The following is a 19,802-nucleotide window of genomic DNA, read 5'->3' as shown; positions in this document are numbered from 1 at the left end:
TGGGCAGAGTGGATGCGATCAACAGCGGCATGTCGGGCGTGACGCCGCTCTCCTCGGTCGACATTCCGTCGCTCGAGGGCAAGGTCTCCGAGGCGGAATGGAAGGTCCGCGTCGATCTCGCCGCCGCCTACCGCCTGGTCGCTCATTACGGCTGGGACGACCTCATCTTCACCCACCTCTCGGCGCGCGTGCCCGGGCCCGAGCACCATTTCCTGCTCAACCCCTATAATCTCATGTTCGAGGAAGTGACCGCATCGAGCCTGGTGAAGGTCGACATGAACGGCGTGCCAGTCGAGCCGACGCCGTTCATTACCAATCCCGCCGGCTTCACCATCCACTCGGCGCTCCACATGGCGCGCGAGGATGCGCATGCCGTGATGCACCTCCACACGCCGCACGGCCAAGCCGTGTCGGCGCATGGCGAGGGCCTGCTGCCGCTGACCCAGACCGCGATGCTGATCCGCGAGGACGTCGCCTATCACGATTATGAGGGCGTCGCGGTCGACTTGGACGAGCGCGAGCGGCTGATCGCCGACATCGGCGACAAGGGCGCGATGCTGCTCCGGAATCACGGCACTCTCACGGTCGGTGAAACGGTGGGCGAGGCCTTCGTGAAGCTCTATTTCCTGGAACGGGCCTGCCAGGCGCAGATCCTCGCCTTGTCCGCCGGCGAGGGCAATCTCAACAATCCGCCGCAGGGCTCGCCGGAGATCACTGCCCAGCAGGGCAAGATGGGCCTCAAGATGGCCGCCGGCGCGCTTGCCTGGCCGGCTTTGCTCCGCAAGGCCTATCGCCTCGATCCCAGCTTCGCGACCTAGTCGCCGCCCGTCGAACCGTCCGTCTTTCGCAAGGAGAAGTCATGCCCGAATCGCCTTGGGGCGCGCCGCGCCAGCATCATCGCCAGTCCGGCCTCGCCGACGACATCGACTATGAGATCAAGGGCCAGGAGCTGCAGTTCGTCGAGATCGAGCTCGATCCCGGCGAAAGCGCGGTCGCAGAGGCCGGCGCGATGGTCTGGAAGGACGCGACGGTCGAGATGAGCACCGTCTTCGGCGACGGCCGCGGCCAGGAAGGCGGCTTCATGGGCAAGCTGCTCGGCGCCGGCAAAAGGCTGGTCACTGGCGAGAGCCTGTTCACCACCGTCTTCACCCATCGCGGCCAGGGCAAGGCTCGCGTCGCGTTCGGCGCGCCGGTCCCGGGCGCGATCCTGCCGATCCGGCTGGACCAGGTCGGCGGCACGCTCATCTGCCAGAAGGACAGCTTCCTCGCCGCCGCCAAGGGCGTGTCGATCGGCATCCACTTCCAGCGCCGCATCCTCACCGGCCTGTTCGGCGGCGAGGGCTTCATCATGCAGAAGCTTGAGGGCGACGGCTGGGTGTTCGTGCAGATGGGCGGGGCCGTGATCGAGCGCGAGCTCAAGGCCGGCGAGCAGCTCCACGTCGACACCGGCTGCATCGCCGCCTTCACCTCCTCGGTCGATTTCGACTTGATCGGCGCCGGCGGGGTGAAGAGCGCCCTGTTCGGCGGGGAGGGCCTGTTCTTCGCCCGCCTCACCGGGCCCGGCAAGGTCTGGATCCAGTCCCTGCCCTTTGCCCGCCTCGCCGGGCGGATGCTCGCCGCCGCCATGCCCGGCGGACCGGGCGGCAATCGCGGGCAGGGATCTGCACTCGGGCCCCTCGGTGATCTCATCTCGGGAAATTGAGGGCCGCCCGAGTGGACGAGGGCTACCGCTTCCGCGCGGTCGAGCGCGGCGACATCCCGCTCCTCCGCGCATGGCGACGACAGCCGCAAGTCCGGATGTGGTGGGGCGAGCCCGAACTCGAGGATCCGGAGGAAATGCTCGGCGAGCCGAATGTGGCGATGTGGATCGTCGAGTGGCGCGGCCGCCCATTTGCTTACGCCCAGGATTACGACCCCCACGCCTGGGACGCGCACCCGTTCGCGCATCTGCCGCCGCGATCGCGCGGCATCGATCAATATATCGGCGAGCCGGACATGCTGGACCGCGGCCACGGCAGCGCCTTCGTCCGTGCGCATTGTGATCGGCTGTTCGCCGCTGGCGCGCCCGCGATCGGCACCGATCCGCACCCCGACAACAAGCGTGCGATCCGCGCCTACGAGAAGGCCGGCTTCCGCATCGCCAGCGAGCCGCTCGACACGCGCTGGGGCCGGGCGGTTCTGATGGAATGCTGGCGCTAGATCACGCGCCGGCCGTCAGAACAGGCCGGGCACCTCGCGCTGTGCGCTGCTCGGCCGGTCCGGCATCAGCATCTCCCGCTTCGTCTTGCCGGAGCCGGACGACTGCGTCGTGGCGCCGGTGCTGATCGGGGTGCAGCTGCGCCCGGCCAGATAGTCAAGCGCGGCGCGGGTTGAGGCTTCCTGCGGATCCCCGAGCTGGCGGCTGATGTCGTCGCCGGCGGCGCAGCTCGCCTCGACCTCGGTGGCGAGACCGTTGAAATATTCGCCGCGCTGGGCCGCGTTCGCGGTCTTGAACGCGACCACGCGCAGGCGATCGTCGCAGACCGCGCGGTCGAGCGCGATCTGGCCGACGGGCTTGCCGAAAGTGTTGGAGCCGACCAGCGCCGCATTGGCTTTCAGATATGGAATGAAGGAGTTGATCACGAGCTCGCTTGCCGAGGCCGAGGCGCCGGTGCCGATGAAGGCGATCTTGGTCGAGCCGATCGACTGCGATTGCGGCTGGAAATTGCGCCGCTCGTTGTTCACCGCCTTCTCGGGACGGAAGGTGGTGAAGCTGAACGCTTCGCTGGTGGCGCGATTGCCGCCCAGCAGGTCGCCCATCAGCTCCGCGATCGAGACGAGGCCGCCGCCATTATAGCGGAAGTCGACGATCACCTCCGTGATGCCCTGCGCGCGGAACGAAGCGAAGGCGTTGCGTAGCGCCGGATCGGCCGTGTTGATGAACGTCCGCAGGTTCACATAGCCCACGCGCCGGCCGCCATCGTCGATGATCTTCGCGCCGTAGCGGCTGGATACCGGCGGGATCGCGAAGTTCGCCTTACTGACGCTCACGTTGCGCGTGCCGGACGCATCGGAGATGCGGAGCACGCGCGTCGTGCCGGGCGTGCTCGGCCCCAGAGCATTCGTGATGCCCTGCGATCCTTCTGTCGCGAAGATGTCGGTTACGGAGCGGAGGTTCGCCTCGCTGGTGCCGATGGCGAGGATCTCGGTGCCGCGGTCGATGCCGGCGTTCAGCGCCGGCGCGCCTTCGAACGCTTCGGCGATGTGCAAGCGGCGGGCCGCGGGGTCGGTCGAGAGGCGCACGCCGAAGCCCGCGCTCGAGCCCGAGCTGAAGAACGCATTGTCCTCGGCGATCGAGGTGAGGAAGGTGAAGAAGCGATCACGACCCTGGGAGCGCGCGGTAGCGGTCAGCGCGTCGAGATAGGATTCCACGGAGTTGAAGGGCGTCGGATCGAGGCTGGCCGGCAGCGTCTCGGGGAAAAGATACCATTCGCGCATCTGGGCGAGGACCCAATCCTGCCGCGTGCGCAGCGAGCAGGTGGCTGTCGGTGCCGGCGTCGGCGCGGGCGTCGGCGCAGGCGACGCGATCGGGCCGGGGCTTGGCGTCGGCGTGCTCCCGCCGCCGCCGCCGCAAGCGGTCAGCACCAGGCTTGCACTCGTCATCAACCCGACAAGAACGCGCTTCATCCCGATTCTCCCAAAAGCTTCAACTGCTTAGCCAAGAGCTTCCACCGTGTCAGCTTGTAAGTTGATGCTCCGGCGGGCAATGGGCATGCGGCATTGGCGGCGATAGTTTACTCCCAAATCGGGTCGCCGGATAGCGAGCCCATGGGAGCAACATGAGCGATCTCTTCGAGCCGACTGTCCTCCTTTTCTCCTATGGCACGCTCCAGCTGCCCGAAGTGCAGCGCGCCACGTACGGCCGCTTGCTCGAAGGACGGCCGGACGTGCTGCCACGCTATGCTCTGGCGCCGCTCGCCATCACCGATCCCGCGGTGGTGCGGATCAGTGGTGCCGCGGTCCATACGATCGCGCGCCGCACGGGCAATGACGAGGATCGCATTCCGGGCGTCGTGTTCCGGATCACGTCGGCAGAGCTTCAGGCAACCGACCGCTATGAGGCCGATGCGTACGCGCGTATCCTCACCCGGCTCGCTTCGGGCGAGGAGGCTCATGTCTATGTCGGACCGGACCTCGGCAAATGAAAACGCCCGGGCCGAAGCCCGGGCGCCTGATGAAGCTGCCGCCGAGGATCAGCGATTCATCGGATAGACGCGCAGCACGGTCTGGCTGCGGGAGTCGATCTGGTAGATATTCTGGCCGTCGGAGCGGTAATAATAGCCGTAGCCGTCGCGGAACTGGTTCCGGTAGGCAGCCGGCACCCCGTAGAGGTTGCCGCTCACCCGCTCGCCTACTTCGAGACAATCGCGGCCGCCGCCGAGGAGACCGCTGATCAGGCCGCCAATGCCGCTCCGGCGCTCGCAGGTCTGCTCGACCGGCTCATAGACGCCGCCCTGGCCGTAATAGCCGTCGTCGTCCTGCCAGTTGGTGTAGCGGTTGCCGGCATTGTTGTCGGCGACGCGAAGCTGCTGGCGCACGTCGCGGATCCGCGCCTGCAGGTCCTCCCGCTCCGTGCGGGTGAGGCCGTTGGCGCTATACTGCCGCTCGATCTGGCGCAGCTGCCGCAGCTGCGGGCGAAGCTGCTGCGCTTCGGCCCGGGTGATCGCGCCGGACTGGACACCCGCCTGGAAGCGCGTGTCCAGATTGGCGATGCGGTTGCTGAGGCCGACGGCGCCGCCAACATTCACATTCGCATAATTCTGGTTCTGATTGCCATATTGCGCGGCCGAAGGAGCCGCGATCGCGAGCGCGCCGAGCGCGGTCATTGCGGTAAGAAGCTTCATAACACCTAACTCCACGTACGCCCCGCCGCTTGCGGCAGGTTGAACGCACAAGATGCGAAGGTGTTGCGCCCGCGCCCCGGCGCGGCTCAGCTCGCCGCCGGCTGCAACCGGCATTCGGGCAGGCCGAGCTGCTTCAGATGCTCGCAACTACGCACCTGGACGTCGCCGCTCGGAGCGATGAAAATGCCCCAGTCCCGCCCCCCGGAGCAGCGCGCCGTCCACATGTGGAGCGACTTGTACATGCCCTGATAGCCGGATTGGTCGATCCGCTTGCAGGGCTCACCGCTATCCTGGACCGCCCGCCGCAGCGCCAGCGACCGGTTGAGCTCGCTCAAGGCGACCAGCTTCTCCTGATAGGGATTGGCGGCGATGATCGATTTGGTCTTCCTCGGCGGCGCTCCGCTGTCGCATGCCGCAAGCCCCGGCAGCATTGCTGCGCAGAGGATCCACCGTATCGCGTTCATCACCGTCTCCTTGTTCCTCAGGCGCCGCCCTTCAGCGTCTCGTCGACCGTGCCGGTGGTGACCGAATGGTAGGTCGGACGTGCCCTGGCGTAGATGCGCTCCGCGATCGGACGGCCCCATTCGCCCTCCGCCATCAGCGTCTCGAACAGTGGCGCCACGAACTTGCGCCGGCCCATGGCGAGCAAGAATCGCTCGGCTACGGGCACGGCGGGTTCGTAGCGATTGGCCAGCGCCAGCTGCAGCCACGCGAACAGGGTCTCGGCATTGCCGCTTTGCGAAAGGCGCAGCGCCTGGTCGAGCTCGGCGAGGCGCGGCTGGGGCAGCTCCCGCGGCAGGCCGTTCAGGAAGCGCAGCCGCTCGGCGGTCGTCCATCCGGCATAAGGCACTGCCGAAGCCGGGCCGCCTCCCGCGAAGGCGCGCATCGCAGCGTCAACGCGGGCGAAGCCCTGCGACTGCGGCTCCCGGGCATTGGCGGGAAGGCCCGGCCGGTAGACCCATTCGTCGAGTTTGAGCTTCTCCTCCAGCGCCGCGTCGCCGCGGATGAGATGCTCGCGCAGGTCGGCGAGAAAGCGGGCCGACGTCATCGGCTCGAACGCATGCCGATCGAAATAGGAACGGAGATAGGCATCGAACCGCTCCTGCCCGACAGTCTGCTCAATTGTGCGGAGAAAGGCGGCGCCCTTGTCGTAGACGATGCCGCTTTCGCCGCCGGTGCCCGCTTCCGGGTTATGCAGACGCGTGACCGGCGAGGTCCGGCCGTTCCCGGTGAGGACGGTGTTGATCTCGGCGAAGGACAGCGCCGCCTCCTGCGCCGCCCGCTCGGGGCCGTAGAGGGCCTCCATGATGCGGTTCTCGAAATAGGAGGTGAAGCCCTCGTTGAGCCAGCTGTCCGCCCACACGGCGTTGGTCACGAGATTGCCCGACCAGCTGTGGGCGAGCTCATGCGCGACGAGACCATTGAGGCTCTTGTCGCCGGCGATGAAGGTCGGCGTGAGGAAGGTCAGCGTCGGATTCTCCATGCCGCCATAGGGGAAGGCAGGCGGCAGCACGATCATGTCGTAGCGGCCCCAGCGATAGGGGCCGTAAAGCGCCTCGGCGGCGTCGATCATCTTCTCGGTGTCGCCAAGCTCGGCCGCGGCGGCCTTGATCGTCACAGGCTCAGCATAGACGCCGCTGCGCGGCCCCAGCGACTGGAAGGCGATGTCGCCGGCGGCGATGGCAATCAGGTACGGGGCGACCGGCTTGTCCATGCGGAAGCGGAAGGCGCGGCCGCCGCCCTCCACCGGCTCTCCCTCGCGCGCGAGATTCTCGCCGCTCATCACCACCTTCAACGGCTCGGGAACGACGATCCGCGCTTCCCAGGTCTGGCGGACGCCAGGGCTGTCTTGGGTGGGTATCCAGGTGCGGTTGAGGGTCGGCTGCCCCTGGCTGAACAGGAAGGGCTGCCGCTTGCCCGCAGTCTGGGCGGGCGTCAGCCACTGCAGCGCCTCCGCGTTCGGCGCGCTCTTGTAGGCGATCCTGACCTGCTTCGCGCCGTTGAGCTGAACCGTCAGCGGCGCTCCGCGCTCCGCATCCGCCTGTCCAACGGCGAACTGGAGCTGTTGCCCTTCAGCGTTGGTCACGGAAGCGACCTCCAGGCCCTTGCTGTCGAGCACGATCTCCTTGGCATTCGGCGCGGCCTGCAGGTCGAGGGTGGCGGTGCCGCCGAGGCGCTTGGCGGCGAAGTCGGCGGTTAGATCGAGCGCTACGTGCGTGACCCGCGCCTCCTGGGGCCGCGCATAGCTGAACGGATCGCGCGCATCGGCGCCGGTCAGCACCGGCGCCACCATCCGCTCGCCCGATTTCTCCTGCGCCGCCTGGTCCTGATGCTTCTCCGCCGAACAGCCGGCGAGCAGGATGCCAAAAGCGGTGGCCATTGCGGCGATTTTTGGAAAGCGGGGCACGGGCACGTCCTGTCGGTGCGGAAAGCGGCGGACGCTAACGATGCCCGCAGCGACGGACAAGCCGCGGCCCTGAAGCCTCACCCTGTCACAAACTTGCAACAGACCTCCGCCTTCTTGCTTCAGGTTAGTGCTAGAGCTTGGCCGGGTCGCGCGCTTTCATTACTCTACTGCAACGGTAAGCAATGGGGGTTGCTATGGCGCGCATGAACTTCCGGCGGACGACTCTTCTCCTCGCGGGCACTGCCGCCGCGGCTCTCCTCGGCGGTTCCGCCGCCCTCGCTCAGCAAGGAGGTGGTCAGGGCACCGGCGCTCAAGAGGTCGAGCAGAACGACGCCATCATCGTCACTGCCACGAAGCGTGCCTCGACCATCCAGGACGTTCCCTTCTCGATCAACGCCCAGACAGAGGAAGACATCCAGCGCTCCGGCGCGGTGACGATCGAGGACCTGTCGCGCAACGTCGCCGGTCTCAGCGTGCAGAATCTCGGACCGGGCCAGAGCCAGGTCTCGGTACGCGGCGTCTCCTCCGGCCAGATCGTCCGCGACCAGCCGGGCGTGAAGGAGCAGGTCGGCGTCTATCTCGACGAGTCGGTGATCTCGCTTTCGCTGTTCACTCCCGACCTCGACCTGTTCGACCTCAACCGCGTGGAGACGCTGCGAGGACCGCAGGGCACCTTGTTCGGTTCGGGCTCGGTCGGCGGCACCATCCGCTACATCACCAACCAGCCGAACCTCGACCGCATCGAGGGCACTATCGAGGGCAATCTCAACCTCGTCGACGGCGACGATCTCGGCGGCCACATCAAGGGCGCGGTAAACTTCCCACTCTCGCCCTACGCGGCGCTCCGCGTCGTCGGGTATCACAGCGAATATGGCGGCTTCATCAACGCGTTCCGCGAGGGCGGCGGTTTTGACGAGGATGTCAATGACGGACGCCGAAGCGGCGGGCGCATCTCGTTGCTGATCCAGCCCAACGAGACGTTCAGCATCACGCCGCGTATTGTCTATCAGCAGATTCGGGCAAACGGGTTCAACCGGCAGGACGTCTACAATCTCTACGGCAACCCGTTCACCACGACGCGGCCGGCCATTACCTTCGACGAGCGCGAGCAGTATCTGCTGCTCGACGAGACGTTCAAGGACGACACGCTGATTGCGGACCTCGTCGCCACCGTGGATTTCGGCGGGGTGGAGCTTACCTCTGTCTCCTCCTACACGGATCGCGACATCCTCGTCAGCCGCGACGCCAGCGCGCTGACCGGCAGCGTCTCGGTCGACCTCGGCTTCCCCGCGGCCGGCGTGCTGCTGCCGTCCAACCTCAGGGACACGACCAAACTCGAGACGCTCACCCAGGAGCTCCGCCTCGCCTCCACCGGGGACGGGCCGTTCCAGTGGGTACTCGGCGGCTTCTACTCCGACATCCAGCGCGTCTATGCGCAGGTCTTGCCGACCCCCGGCTACGACGCGTTTACCGATCAGGTGCTGGGGCCGGGCACGGCTGCAGGCTCGCGCAACGGCTTCACCGTTCCCAATTCGCCGTTCAACTCCTTCCTGCCGTACGACATCGAACAGAAGGCCTTGTTCGGCGAGGCCAGCTACCAGATCGGGCGCCTAACCGCGACCGGCGGCCTACGCTATTACGACTTCGAGGAAGTCCGTGACATCCGCTTCGGCGGCCTGTTCGCCGACCCGACCAACCGCACGGGCGAGACCACTTCTTCCGACGGGTTCAACCCGCGCCTGCTGCTAAGCTATGAGGCGAGCGACCAGATCACGCTCAACGCGCAGGCGGCGAAGGGCTTCCGGCTTGGCGGCGTCAACGATCCGCTGAACCTGCCGCTCTGCACGCCCGAGGACCGCACGACCTTCGAGCCGTTCGAAGGCGCGTTCGACGACGAGACCTTGTGGAACTACGAGGTCGGCGTGAAGTCGCAGTTCGGCGGCGGCGTCACTCTCAACGCCGCTGCCTTCTACACCGACATCAGCGACCTTCAGGTGACGCTCGACGCCGGCACCTGCTCGTCGCGCATCGTCTTCAACGTGCCCAAGGCACATACGATGGGCATTGAGTTCGAGCTGGCGGCAGAGCCGGTCGACAATCTCGACCTCGCTCTGTCGGGCAGCCTGCTCGAGGCGGAGTTCGATTCCACGCTGACCAGCGGCGGCAACGTCATCGGCGGCATCCGCGAGGGCAACCGGCTGCCGTCGGTGCCCAAGTTCCAGATCTCCGCAAGCGCCGCGTACAGTGTCGATCTCGCCACCGACGGGACACAGGGCATCTTCGCCGCGTCGGTCCAGCATGTCGGCAGCCGCTTCACCCAACCGGGCGACCAGGAGAACAATCCGCGCACTTTCGTCCACGGCCTGCCGTTCGGCGGCCAGCCGGCCGGCGCCGCGACGACGATCGACCTCAAGCTGCCGGACTACCAACTGGTCAATCTCAGCGCTGGGGTGGAATTCCCGAACGAGCTGTCGGTGATCGCCTACATCAACAATGTGTTCGACGAGAATCCCATCCTCTCGTTCGACCGCGAGCGGGGTGGGCGGGCGCGCCTGGGTTTCCAAGTCGGCCAGCCGCGCATCTACGGCATCACCGCGCGCAAGCGGTTCTGACGGCGGCGGGGCGGCGGCCTTGCCCCGGCTGACCCGGAGAGCCGCTCTGACGGGTGCGGCCTCAGCGATCGCCGCGCCCGCGATCGTGCGGGCGCAATCGCTGGGTGGCGGTGCGCGAGTGACGGTGGTCGGCGCAGGCGCGTTCGGCGCCTGGACCGCGGAGCATCTCCGGCGCGCCGGAACCAAGGTCCAGCTGCTCGACGCCTGGGGACCGGCGCACAGCCGCGCTTCCTCGGGCGGGGAGTCGCGCATGACCCGCGGCGCCTATGGCCGCGACGAGGTCTACACCCGCATGGCGCTGGACTCGCTCGCCGAATGGAAGGCGCTGTCCGCGCGGTCGGACCTGCCGCTGCTCCACCAGACGGGCGTGCTGTTCTTCTTCCCGAAGACCGAAGCCTATGTCACCGACAGCGTGGCAGTGCACCGGCGTCTGGAACTGCCGACCGAGCTGCTCGACCTGACGGAGATGCGGCGGCGCTGGCCCCAGATCGATTTCAGCGGGATCGAAGCGGGGCTGTTCGAGCCGCAATTCGGCGCCCTGATGGCGCGCCGTTCGATCCAGACCTTGGTGGCGCACTATGTCCCGGCCGGCGGCCTTTACGAGCATGCCCAAGTGCTGCCGCCGGAGGAGAGCGGTGACCGGCTGACGCAGATCCGCACCCGGGACGGCCGCGTGATCGAGGGGGACGCCTTCGTTTTCGCTTGCGGCCCCTGGCTGCCGAAACTGTTTCCGGCCGTGCTCGGACGAAGGATCTTTCCGACCCGGCAGGAGGTGTTCTTCTTCGCGCCCGCACCCGGCGACCGCAGCTTCGAGCCGGGCCGCCTTCCCGGCTGGGCGGACTTCAACGCGGGGGACATCTATTACGGCTTCCCGGACCTCGAGGGCCGCGGCTTCAAGATCGCGCACGACGCCCACGGGCCCGCTTTCGATCCGGACGGCGGCGAACGCACGCCCTCGGCCACCGGTCTTGCGGACGTGCGCGCGTTCATGGAGCGGCGCTTCCCGAGCCTCGCGAGGCGCCCGATGACCGAGGCGCGGGTCTGCCAATATGAGAATAGCGCAAACGGCGACCTGCTGATCGATTTCCACCCGCGCATGAGGAACGTGTTGCTGGTCGGCGCCGGCTCGGGCCACGGCTTCAAGCACGGACCCGAAGTGGGGCGCTATGCGGCGGGACTGGTCACTGGCACGCTCAAGGCTGGCGAACCCCGCTTCTCGCTGGCTTCGAAGGGCGAAAAGCAGGCTCGAGACGTTCACTAATCAGATCGAAAAGCCAGGACGCCGCCGCTTCCGCCGCGACGCCGATGGCGAGGCCGGACCCGACATCAGTCGGATAATGGGCGCAGCGCGGGATCTGGGCCACAGCGATCAGGCCCGCGCCGGCATAAGCAGGCGCGGCATGCTTCGGATAATCGCGCGCGAAGGCCCGGGCGACTGCCGCCGCCCCGGCGCTGTGGCCGGAGGGGAAGCTGGTCTCCTCCTTGTGGGTCTTGCGGCCCGGCCTCGGCTTATGGTCTTTCCCGTTGCCGCGTGAGCGCGGCCGGGTGCGGTCGACCCGATGCTTGACGAAATTCTTCGCAAGCGTGGCCGCCTCATGCGCCAGCAGCATGCGCGCCCCGGCGCGAACCAGCCGCCCCTCCGCCCGGGCGACCCCCAGAGCGAGGATGCCGAGACAGAGTGCCCGCGCCTGCGGCTGATCGCCGAGCTCTGAAAGGAAGCTCAGGGCCTTGATCGCCGGCGCCTTGCGAAAGGGCACCAGCGCTTCCGTAACGGAAGCGTCGGCGTCCATCAGCGCCTCACCCGCTTTCTCGATAGCTTTGGTCTCGTTCGACATAGGCTGGTAACGCGCTCCGCCGGTTCTGGGTGCCGATGGAACAGCCGGCGCTCGATCGGGTTGCCTCTGCGATGGCCGATCAGCGACCGCCCTCCCGTCTCCGCCGCTTCGTTCACGCCGCCGTGGCTGACCTTGAGCGGGACCTCGACCGTGTCGAGGACCTGCTCTCGGCCGGCAAGCATGGGCACAAGGTGCGGCTGCTCGCTTATGCGGGCTATCGGAACGAGGCTTCGATGCGGCTGAAGGGACGGATCGTCCGCTACAAACCGCCGCTCGATGCCGGCGAAGGAGCCTGGTCGCGGCTCCGCGCGATGATGGAGATCTACAACAGCCACGAGCTGCCCGGCGTCGAGGTGCGGCTCGAAGGCTATGGCCGCATCGTCGATGCGGTCACCGACGCGGAAGGCTATTTCGACTTCGAGGTCCCGGTGGAGCAGCCGCTGCCGGAGCAGACCCAGTGGGAGAAGGTGACGCTCTCCACCCCCGGACGCGAGGCGCAGAAGGATCGGATCGAGGTGCCGATTGTGGCGCCCGGCCGCGACAATCGCTGGGGCATCGTGTCCGACATCGACGATACGGTGATTGAGACCGGCGCGACCGACTTCCTCAAGAACTGGCGCCGAGTGCTGATCGAAAGCCCTCAGGACCGGCTGGCGGTGCCGGGCGCCTCGACGCTCTACAAGATGATCGCCCGCGACCACGTCGCACCGGCGCGGCCCTTCTTCTACGTCTCCTCCTCCCCGTGGAACCTCTACGGCTTCATCACCGAGTTCATGGAGTTGAACGCGATCCCGCACGGGCCGATGTTCCTCAAGGATTACGGCGTCGACCGCGACAAGCTCGTCCATACCGGCCATGACGAGCATAAGCTGGAGGCGATCGAGACGGTGCTCGCTTTCTATCCCGATCTCAAATTCCTCCTGATCGGCGACAACGGCCAGCGGGACGTCACCATCTATGCCAAGGTCGTCGAGGATTTCGGCCAGCGTGTCGCCGCCGTGTTCATCCGCGACGTCGACGGGAGCTGCCGCTCCGGACCGGAGGGCGACCTGCTCCAGCAGATCGAGGGGAAAGGCGTGCCGACCTTCTGCGGCGCCGGCTTCGACGATGCGGTGGCGGTGGTGAAGAAACTCGACCTCGACCGGCCACTCGAAGCGGCGAAGGCGGTGGTCGAGCCGGCGGAGAAGCCCTAAGCGTCTCCCGACAAAGGAGATGTCGATGAAGCTTGTCGCCCTGCTCTGCCTCGCCCTTGCCGTGCCAGCCGCCGCCGAGGCGCGCCTCAGCGCACCCGAGCAGCGGATGATCCAGATCGTGGATCGCGAGCAGGAGCGGTCGATAGCCCTGCTCGAGCGGCTGGTGAATCAGAATAGCGGGTCGCTGAACCTCCCCGGCGTCGAGGCGGTGGGGCGGATGATGCGCTCGGAGCTGGAGCCTTTGGGCTTCGAGGTGCGCTGGGTGCCTATGACCGAGGCCGGCCGCGCAGGACACATCGTCGCCACTCACAAGGGCAACGGCCGCGGCAAGAAGATGCTGCTGATCGGCCATCTAGACACGGTCTTCGAGCCGGACTCGCCCTTCCAGCGCTTCACCCGCAAGAGCCCCACCGAGGCGGAGGGACCCGGCATCGGCGACGACAAAGGCGGCATGGTGGTCATGGTCGCGGCGCTCAGAGCGATGCAGGCGGCTGGCACGCTGAAGGACGCCGACATCGAGATCGTGCTGACCGGCGACGAGGAAGATAACGGACTGCCCATCGAGATTGCCCGCCGTGATCTGGTCGACGCCGGCAAGCGCGCCGACGTCGCGCTCGATTTCGAGGGCCTCTCGCAGCAGGACGGGCGCGACATGGGTGCGATCGCCCGGCGCAGCTCCGGCGGATGGGAAGTGCGCGCGACCGGCCGCACCGGCCATTCGAGCGGCATCTTCAGCGCCGGTTCCGGCAATGGCGCGATCTACGAGCTGTCGCGGATCATCGCCGCCTTCCGGAGCGAGCTGCCGGAGCCGAACCTCACCTTCAATGTCGGCCTGATCGCTGGCGGCACCACCGCGGCGCTCGACGCCGACAAGATCCGCGCGACCGCGACCGGCAAGACCAACATCATTCCCGAGACCGCCATCGCCCGCGGGGACATCCGCGTCCTCTCCCGCGAGCAGGATGAACGGGTGCGCGCGAAGATGCGGGAGATCGTGACGCGGCACCTGCCCGGCACGAGCGCCGAGATCATCTTCGATCCGGATACCTATCCCGCGATGGCGCCGACGGAGGGCAATCGCGCCCTCCTCGCCAAGCTCAACGTGGTCAACAAGGACATGGGGCTGCCGCAGATGGAGGCGGTCGACCCGCTCCGCCGCGGCGCTGGCGACATCGGCTTCGTGGCGGAGGATGTGGACGGGCTGGTCGGCCTAGGCCCGGCCGGCGAGCGGTCGCACGCGCCGCGCGAGACGGTGGATATCCCGAGCATCGCCCGCCAGGCGAAACGGGCGGCGATCCTGATGTCGCGCCTGGCCCGCGAGCGGCCCTGACTCGGCTCGGCGCAACTTCGCTTCCAGGTCCCGCTTACCGGCTTGTTAGTAAGCGAATTTCCGGCAAATATGTCGGCATTACAGTGGCCTGCAGGCAGCAGGCCGTGCCTGGAGGGGGATAATCATGTCGCGTAAGTCCGCAAAGTTCCTGTGTGCCGTAGCGTCAGCTGCGCTGCTTCTGCCGGTCGCCGTCCAGGCGCAGCGGGTCGACCGCATCCTCGCGTTCGGCGACAGTTATATCGACGACGGCAATGTATTCGAACTGACAGGCACGCCGCGGCCGGCGGTCTACCCCAACGGGCGCTTCTCGAACGGCACCAATCTGATCGACACGATGGCGCAGGCGCTGAACGTGCCGGTGCTCAATTACGGCATCGGCGGCGCCGTCGCCCGGGCGGCGAACACCAACCTGCCGACCGTGCAGGCCTTCGACCTGCAGGTGCAGTCCTTCCTCGCCGGCGGCGGTCCGGCCGCCTTCCCGCGTTCGTCGGGCAGCTTCGGGCCAAACGATCTGCTGGTCCTTAACATCGGCGCCAACGATGCCCGCGCCTATGAGCGCAGCCTTGGCGTCAACCCGACTGCGGCGCAGATCGCGACGCTGCAGGCGGGCGTGCCGGCGCAGGCGCAGCTCGCGGCGGGGGATGCGATCCGCAATCTCAACCTGCTGGTTGGTGCCGGCGCCCGCAACATGACGGTGCTGGGCGGCGATGTCGGCCGGCTGCCAGAGGTGCGCGGACTGCCGATCGCGGCGGTCGGATCGGCCTACTCGGCCGCCTATAACGGCATCGTCCAGCAGGCGCTGGCGGGCTATGCCGCGCAGGGCGTGACGGTGAATTACCTCGATCTTAATCGCATCGGCGATGCGTTGGAGGCCAATCCGTCCGCGTTCAACCTGCTGGGGACCGGCGCCTGCCCGACAAGCTGCGTCACCACCAACCCCGAGCTGCTCGACCGCTACTTCTTCTACGTCGACCAGCTCCACCTCACCTCGCGCGGGTTCGAGATCGTCGGCCAATATGCACTCGCCCAGCTGGAGGCGCCGCTCACCTTCGAGGCGCAGACCGACCTCGGCCTCTCCACCGCGAGCGGCTTCGGCCAATTCATGAGCGGCCGGCTCGACCTCAGCGAGAGCGACAAGCCGCTCTCTTTCTTCCTGGTCGCAACCAGCGCCAGCCATGACGTCGCGGACGGGCGGACCACCTTCGCCTACGATTATGACAGCATCGGCGCGGCCGCCGGTGCCGAACTCGGCTTCGGCCAGGGTGTGGTCGGCGTCGCCTTGTCCTACTCGCGCCCGGAAACGGACTTCCTCAGCGGCAACGGCCGCACCCGGGCGGACGCCTGGCAAGTCGGTGGCTATGCCAAGTTCGAGTCCGGCGGCGCCTCCGCGCAGGCCTATGCCGGCTATGGCTTCGTCGACTACGACCTGCGCCGGCGCGCAGTGATCGACGACATCTTCGCCGAGACAGAGGGCAACAGCCTCGTCGCCGGCGGCGAGGTCGGCTACCTGTTCGGCATGAGCAATGCCAAGGTCGGACCCGTCATCGGCGTGCAATATGCCCGCGCGACGATCGATGGCTATACCGAGACCGGGGATGCAGTGCTGACGCTCGATGTCGGCAGACAGCGGGCGAGCGAGCTGGTCGGCTTTGCCGGCCTGGAGGCGGAGTTCGACACCGAAGTGGGCGGGCTCGGCATCAAACCCTATGGCAAGCTGCTCGCGGAGCAGGAGCTCGACAGCAGCGGCCGGCCGATCGCCTATTCCAACACGGCGTCGCCGATCATCGTCAACAGCTTCGAAAGCGAAGAGGAAGAAGACGACGTCTATGCGCGCGTGGAGGGAGGGCTGTCGTTCGAGCTGGCGGAGGCGGTCGCGCTACAGGTGCAGGCGAGCGCCACCGTCGAGCATCCGGAGCATGACGAGGTTTCAGGCTTCGTCGGGCTGAAGCTCGGCTTCTAGCGGTCAGTAGCGCTCGAGCAGGCGTTCCACCGTATCGTCGGCGGTGCCGCGCTTACCGGGATCCTTGCCGACCTCGCGCTCGAGCGCGGCACGGAGGTCCTCGATCTGTTGATCGGTGAGATGCTCGATGCCGATGAACTGGACGCGGGCATCCTTCTGCGCCCGCAGCAGTTCGTCGAGCTTGGCCTGCATCGCCGCAGCGTCGCGATTCTGGCTGTTCTGGATCAGGAAGACCATCAGGAAGGTGACGATCGTCGTCGCCGTGTTGATCACCAGCTGCCAGGTATCGGAAAAGCCGAAGACCGGACCGCTCACGCCCCAGAGCAGGATGAGCGCGAGTGCGGCGACGAAGGTAAAGGGTTGTCCCGCGGCGCCCGCTATCCGCGTGGCGATGATTGTGAACAGGCGATCCATGCGCAACTCCGGCATCGTCCCGGAGCTGTAACGCTTAACCCATGATAAGGGTGCGGCACGGCCGGGAAGTGCCCCGGCCGTGCTGTCGAACCGATCAGTGGATGCTTTCCGCCGCGATTGAATAACGGGTCGTGGCGGTGGTGCCTTCGGGGCAGCAGGTGAGGCGGGTCCATTCGGTTTTTGCCTTCTTCTCGCTTTCGAACGGACCGCACATCTTTTCGGTGCCCGGGATCAGGGCCTGGAAGTCCGGATCCTCATATTCCCCCCCGATCACCCAGTAACGCGTACTCATGTCGGGTCTCCTTACTCTGCTGCAATGGCGGTGATGAACTGTTCGGCCTCGGTCGATTCTGCCAGCGCAGTGGTCGAGGCGTTGCCGCCGGAGACCGCCTGCGCGACCAGATCGAAATAGCCAGTGCCGACCTCGCGCTGGTGGCGGGTGGCGGTATAGCCGGCCGCTTCGGAGGCGAACTCGGCCTGCTGCAACTCGGAATAGGCCGCCATGCCGCGGTCCTTGTATCCGCGGGCAAGCTCGAACATGCCGTGGTTGAGCTGGTGGAAGCCGGCCAGGGTGACGAACTGGAACTTGTAGCCCATCGCGCCCAGCTCGCGCTGAAACTTGGCGATCGTCTCCTTGTCGAGCTTCGCCTCCCAGTTGAAGCTGGGCGAGCAATTGTACGCCATCATCTTGCCGGGATGCGCCTTCTGGATCGCCTCGGCGAAGCGCTTGGCATCCTCGAGGTTGGGATGGCTGGTCTCCCACCAGAGCAGGTCGGCATGCTCGGCAAAGGCGATGCCGCGCTTGATGCAATGGTCGACGCCAGTCCCTTCCTTGAGGCGGAAGAAGCCTTCTGGCGTGCGTTCGCCGGTCAGGAACTCATGGTCGCGCTCGTCGACGTCGGACGTGATGAGCTTGGCGCTCTCCGCGTCGGTGCGGGCGACGAGCACGGTAGGCACGCCGCAGACGTCGGCCGCTAGCCGCGCCGCGTCGAGGTTGCGGATGTGGGCCTGGGTCGGGATCAGGACCTTGCCGCCGAGGTGTCCGCACTTCTTCTCGGAGGCGAGCTGATCCTCGAAGTGCACTCCCGCGGCGCCAGCTTCGATATAGGCCTTCATGATCTCGAAGCAGTTCAGGGGGCCGCCGAAGCCGGCCTCGGCATCCGCGACAATGGGCACGAACCAGTCGCGCTTGGCGCCGCCTTCCGAATGCTCGATCTGGTCGGCGCGCTGGAGCGTCTTGTTGATCCGCTTGCAGAGCTCGGGCCCGGCATTGGCGGGGTAGAGCGACTGATCGGGATACATCGCGCCGGCGGTGTTGGCGTCGGCGGCGACCTGCCAGCCGCTGAGGTAGATTGCCTTCAGGCCGGCGCGGACCATCTGCATCGCCTGATTGCCGCTGAGGGCGCCGAGCGCGTTCACATAATCCTCGCTCTTGAGCAGCTCCCAGAGTTTAAGGGCACCGCGACGGGCGAGGGTGTGTTCGATCGGGAGCGAGCCGCGGAGCCGCTTCACCTCCGCCTCGTCATAGGGACGGGTGATCCCCTGGAAACGGTCGGCGGGAGCCGGGACGACGCTGCTGAAGTCGGTCATTCTATACCCCGTTCGTCTTGTTCTCATTGGTCCAGTGAACAATGGAACGAGTCCCAAGGGAGCAGCGAAAAGGGTCGCCGTGTCACAGCGCGACTTGCGACGGCTGTAAATCTTTGACAATGTCACAGATCCTGTGGCTGCCGAACGAAAACTTTTCCTGGGGGGACGCCTGCGCCGCCTGAGGCGCGAACTCGGTATCAACCAGAGTGCGATGGCGGCGGAGCTTGGCATGAGCCCGAGCTATCTCAACCATCTCGAGCGCAACCAGCGGCCGGTGACGGCGCAGGTGCTCCTGCGGCTCGCGCAATCTTATGACGTCGACCTGAAGAGCCTCACCGCCGAGGGTGAGGGCACATGCATGGAGGATCTCGCCGAGATCTTCGCCCACCCGATGTTCGCCGACATCGGCATTCCGCGCTACGAGCTCCTTGAGGTGACCGAGAACGCGCCGTCGGTCGCAGACGCGATCTCGCGGCTCTACACGGCCCTGCTCGACCGGCGGCAGGCGCCGGAGGGCGGCGAGCCGACCGAGGAGAAGCGCCTGGTCACGCCCGAAAACTGGGTGCGTGACCATATCCAGGCGCAACGCAACTACTTTCCCTATATCGAGGAAGCGGCGGAGACTCTGGCGGGCGCGCTGGGCGAGCCGCTCTTCCTGTTCGCGGCTTTGCGCAAGCGGCTGAAGGAAGGGTTCGGGGTCGACACGAGGATCGTGCCGCCCGAGACGCTGGAGGCGACCAGCCAGCATTACGATTATCACCGCAAGCGAGTGATGCTGTCTTCGCTGCTGCGTTCAGAAAGCCGGACCTTCGCGGTCGCCTATCAGCTCGCCTTATTCGAGTTCCGGCCGCTGCTGGCGAAGATGCTCGACGCCGCGGCGCCCCCGGACATGCCGACGCGGCGGCTGCTGCACATGAGCCTTGCCAATTATGCCGCCGGCGCGATCATGATGCCCTATGTGCAGTTCCTCGCGGCGGCCGAGGCGCATCGCTACGATATCGACCGGCTGTGCGCGGAGTTCGGGGCGAGCGTCGAGCAGGTCGCGCACCGGCTGACGACGCTCAACCGCAGCGGCGCGCGCGGCGTGCCGTTCTTCATGCTGCGGGTCGATGCAGCCGGGAACATCTCGAAGCGCTTTGCCGGCGAGAGCTTCCCCTTCTCCCGGTTCGGCGGGACCTGCCCGCGATGGAACCTGCACGGCGCCTTCCGCACGCCTGAGCGGGTGATCACCCAGATCGTCGAGACGCCGGATGGGCAGCGCTTCTTCACCATGTCGCGCACCGTCGACCGCGCCGTGCGGCTCGATCCGCGCGAGAACAGCCAGCTCGCTATCGGCCTCGGCTGCGACGTCAAATATGCGGCGAAGCTCGCTTATTCTCAGGGCCTGGACCTGTCGGAGCCTTATGTGACGCCGATCGGCCCCGCCTGCGCGATCTGCCCGCGCATGCGCTGCCCGCAGCGAGCGGCGGCGCCGGCGGGGCGGACCCTGATGGTCAACGAGATGCAGAAGACGATCTCGCCCTATCCGTTCCTCGGAGGCTGACGGCCGCTCGAGCCTGTGGCAGAGTGTGAGCGGGA

18 protein-coding genes are annotated in these 19,802 nt (G+C 66.8%); 10 read left to right on the top strand and 8 right to left on the bottom strand.

What is annotated here, in order from left to right:
* Positions 1 to 29: 29 nt before the first annotated feature.
* The 3 genes from AC5JBD_RS03200 to AC5JBD_RS03190 are packed head-to-tail and all read left to right on the top strand — an operon-like array spanning position 30 to position 2,199.
* Positions 30 to 818: a class II aldolase/adducin family protein gene (locus AC5JBD_RS03200; protein ID WP_495721176.1), complete on the top strand. Its 789-nt coding sequence runs from the start codon at positions 30 to 32 to the stop codon at positions 816 to 818.
* A 41-nt stretch (positions 819 to 859) separates the two neighbouring features.
* On the top strand, positions 860 to 1,702 hold the full coding sequence (locus AC5JBD_RS03195; RefSeq protein ID WP_495720314.1) for a TIGR00266 family protein: 843 nt from the start codon (positions 860 to 862) through the stop codon (positions 1,700 to 1,702).
* Between the two features lie 11 nt (positions 1,703 to 1,713).
* Positions 1,714 to 2,199 carry a GNAT family N-acetyltransferase gene (locus tag AC5JBD_RS03190; RefSeq protein WP_495720313.1) on the top strand — a complete coding sequence of 162 codons (486 nt, stop codon included), beginning with the start codon at positions 1,714 to 1,716 and terminating at the stop codon, positions 2,197 to 2,199.
* A 15-nt stretch (positions 2,200 to 2,214) separates the two neighbouring features.
* On the opposite strand, the gene AC5JBD_RS03185 is transcribed toward AC5JBD_RS03190, so the two are convergent.
* The gene (locus tag AC5JBD_RS03185; RefSeq protein WP_495720312.1) at positions 2,215 to 3,666 is read right to left on the bottom strand and encodes a S41 family peptidase; all 1,452 of its coding nucleotides are present in this window, start codon (positions 3,664 to 3,666) and stop codon (positions 2,215 to 2,217) included.
* Between the two features lie 152 nt (positions 3,667 to 3,818).
* On the opposite strand from AC5JBD_RS03185, the gene AC5JBD_RS03180 reads away from it, so the two are divergent.
* The gene (locus tag AC5JBD_RS03180) at positions 3,819 to 4,184 is read left to right on the top strand and encodes a gamma-glutamylcyclotransferase family protein (RefSeq protein WP_495720311.1); all 366 of its coding nucleotides are present in this window, start codon (positions 3,819 to 3,821) and stop codon (positions 4,182 to 4,184) included.
* A 48-nt stretch (positions 4,185 to 4,232) separates the two neighbouring features.
* Here the strand turns inward: AC5JBD_RS03180 and AC5JBD_RS03175 are convergent, their stop codons facing one another.
* The 3 genes from AC5JBD_RS03175 to AC5JBD_RS03165 all read right to left on the bottom strand — a co-directional run bounded on the left by AC5JBD_RS03175 (position 4,233) and on the right by AC5JBD_RS03165 (position 7,263).
* On the bottom strand, positions 4,233 to 4,883 hold the full coding sequence (locus AC5JBD_RS03175; protein WP_495720310.1) for a hypothetical protein: 651 nt from the start codon (positions 4,881 to 4,883) through the stop codon (positions 4,233 to 4,235).
* Positions 4,884 to 4,969: 86 nt separating this feature from the next.
* Positions 4,970 to 5,347: a hypothetical protein gene (locus AC5JBD_RS03170; RefSeq protein WP_495720309.1), complete on the bottom strand. Its 378-nt coding sequence runs from the start codon at positions 5,345 to 5,347 to the stop codon at positions 4,970 to 4,972.
* A gap of 17 nt (positions 5,348 to 5,364) precedes the next feature.
* The gene (locus AC5JBD_RS03165; protein WP_495720308.1) at positions 5,365 to 7,263 is read right to left on the bottom strand and encodes a M1 family metallopeptidase; all 1,899 of its coding nucleotides are present in this window, start codon (positions 7,261 to 7,263) and stop codon (positions 5,365 to 5,367) included.
* 230 nt (positions 7,264 to 7,493) lie between these two features.
* Here AC5JBD_RS03165 and AC5JBD_RS03160 point away from each other — a divergent pair, with 230 nt between their 5' ends.
* Both AC5JBD_RS03160 and AC5JBD_RS03155 read left to right on the top strand, forming a co-directional pair.
* Positions 7,494 to 9,902: a TonB-dependent receptor gene (locus tag AC5JBD_RS03160; RefSeq protein ID WP_495721175.1), complete on the top strand. Its 2,409-nt coding sequence runs from the start codon at positions 7,494 to 7,496 to the stop codon at positions 9,900 to 9,902.
* Positions 9,903 to 9,921: 19 nt separating this feature from the next.
* Entirely contained in the window at positions 9,922 to 11,163 is a 1,242-nt protein-coding gene (locus tag AC5JBD_RS03155) for an FAD-dependent oxidoreductase (protein WP_495720307.1), read from the top strand.
* On the opposite strand, the gene AC5JBD_RS03150 is transcribed toward AC5JBD_RS03155, so the two are convergent.
* Complete coding sequence (locus AC5JBD_RS03150) at positions 11,096 to 11,737, bottom strand: phosphatase PAP2 family protein (protein WP_495720306.1); 642 nt, start codon at positions 11,735 to 11,737, stop codon at positions 11,096 to 11,098. The two genes, AC5JBD_RS03155 and AC5JBD_RS03150, sit on opposite strands and share 68 nt — an antisense overlap.
* A 71-nt stretch (positions 11,738 to 11,808) precedes the next feature.
* On the opposite strand from AC5JBD_RS03150, the gene AC5JBD_RS03145 reads away from it, so the two are divergent.
* The 3 genes from AC5JBD_RS03145 to AC5JBD_RS03135 all read left to right on the top strand — a co-directional run bounded on the left by AC5JBD_RS03145 (position 11,809) and on the right by AC5JBD_RS03135 (position 16,220).
* On the top strand, positions 11,809 to 12,930 hold the full coding sequence (locus AC5JBD_RS03145; RefSeq protein WP_495720305.1) for an App1 family protein phosphatidate phosphatase: 1,122 nt from the start codon (positions 11,809 to 11,811) through the stop codon (positions 12,928 to 12,930).
* Between the two features lie 25 nt (positions 12,931 to 12,955).
* Complete coding sequence (locus AC5JBD_RS03140) at positions 12,956 to 14,260, top strand: M20/M25/M40 family metallo-hydrolase (protein ID WP_495720304.1); 1,305 nt, start codon at positions 12,956 to 12,958, stop codon at positions 14,258 to 14,260.
* Positions 14,261 to 14,384: 124 nt separating this feature from the next.
* Entirely contained in the window at positions 14,385 to 16,220 is a 1,836-nt protein-coding gene (locus tag AC5JBD_RS03135; RefSeq protein ID WP_495720303.1) for an autotransporter domain-containing protein, read from the top strand.
* A 3-nt stretch (positions 16,221 to 16,223) separates the two neighbouring features.
* Here AC5JBD_RS03135 and AC5JBD_RS03130 read toward each other — a convergent pair whose 3' ends face one another.
* From AC5JBD_RS03130 to aceA, 3 genes are all read right to left on the bottom strand, one after another.
* On the bottom strand, positions 16,224 to 16,634 hold the full coding sequence (locus AC5JBD_RS03130; protein WP_495720302.1) for a low affinity iron permease family protein: 411 nt from the start codon (positions 16,632 to 16,634) through the stop codon (positions 16,224 to 16,226).
* A 94-nt stretch (positions 16,635 to 16,728) separates the two neighbouring features.
* Positions 16,729 to 16,926, bottom strand: a complete 198-nt coding sequence (locus AC5JBD_RS03125) for a DUF4170 domain-containing protein (protein ID WP_495720301.1) — start codon at positions 16,924 to 16,926, stop codon at positions 16,729 to 16,731.
* 11 nt (positions 16,927 to 16,937) lie between these two features.
* Positions 16,938 to 18,224: an isocitrate lyase gene (gene aceA, locus AC5JBD_RS03120; RefSeq protein WP_495720300.1), complete on the bottom strand. Its 1,287-nt coding sequence runs from the start codon at positions 18,222 to 18,224 to the stop codon at positions 16,938 to 16,940.
* 133 nt (positions 18,225 to 18,357) lie between these two features.
* Between aceA and AC5JBD_RS03115 the strand changes: the two genes are divergently transcribed.
* A complete protein-coding gene (locus AC5JBD_RS03115) occupies positions 18,358 to 19,767 on the top strand; it encodes a helix-turn-helix domain-containing protein (RefSeq protein WP_495720299.1) in 1,410 nt (469 codons plus the stop codon).
* Positions 19,768 to 19,802: the final 35 nt, after the last annotated feature.

It is taken from the genome of Allosphingosinicella sp., from assembly GCF_059502505.1.
The sequence above is the reverse complement of the archived record's forward strand: the minus strand, read 5'-3'. Positions and strand labels throughout refer to the sequence as shown.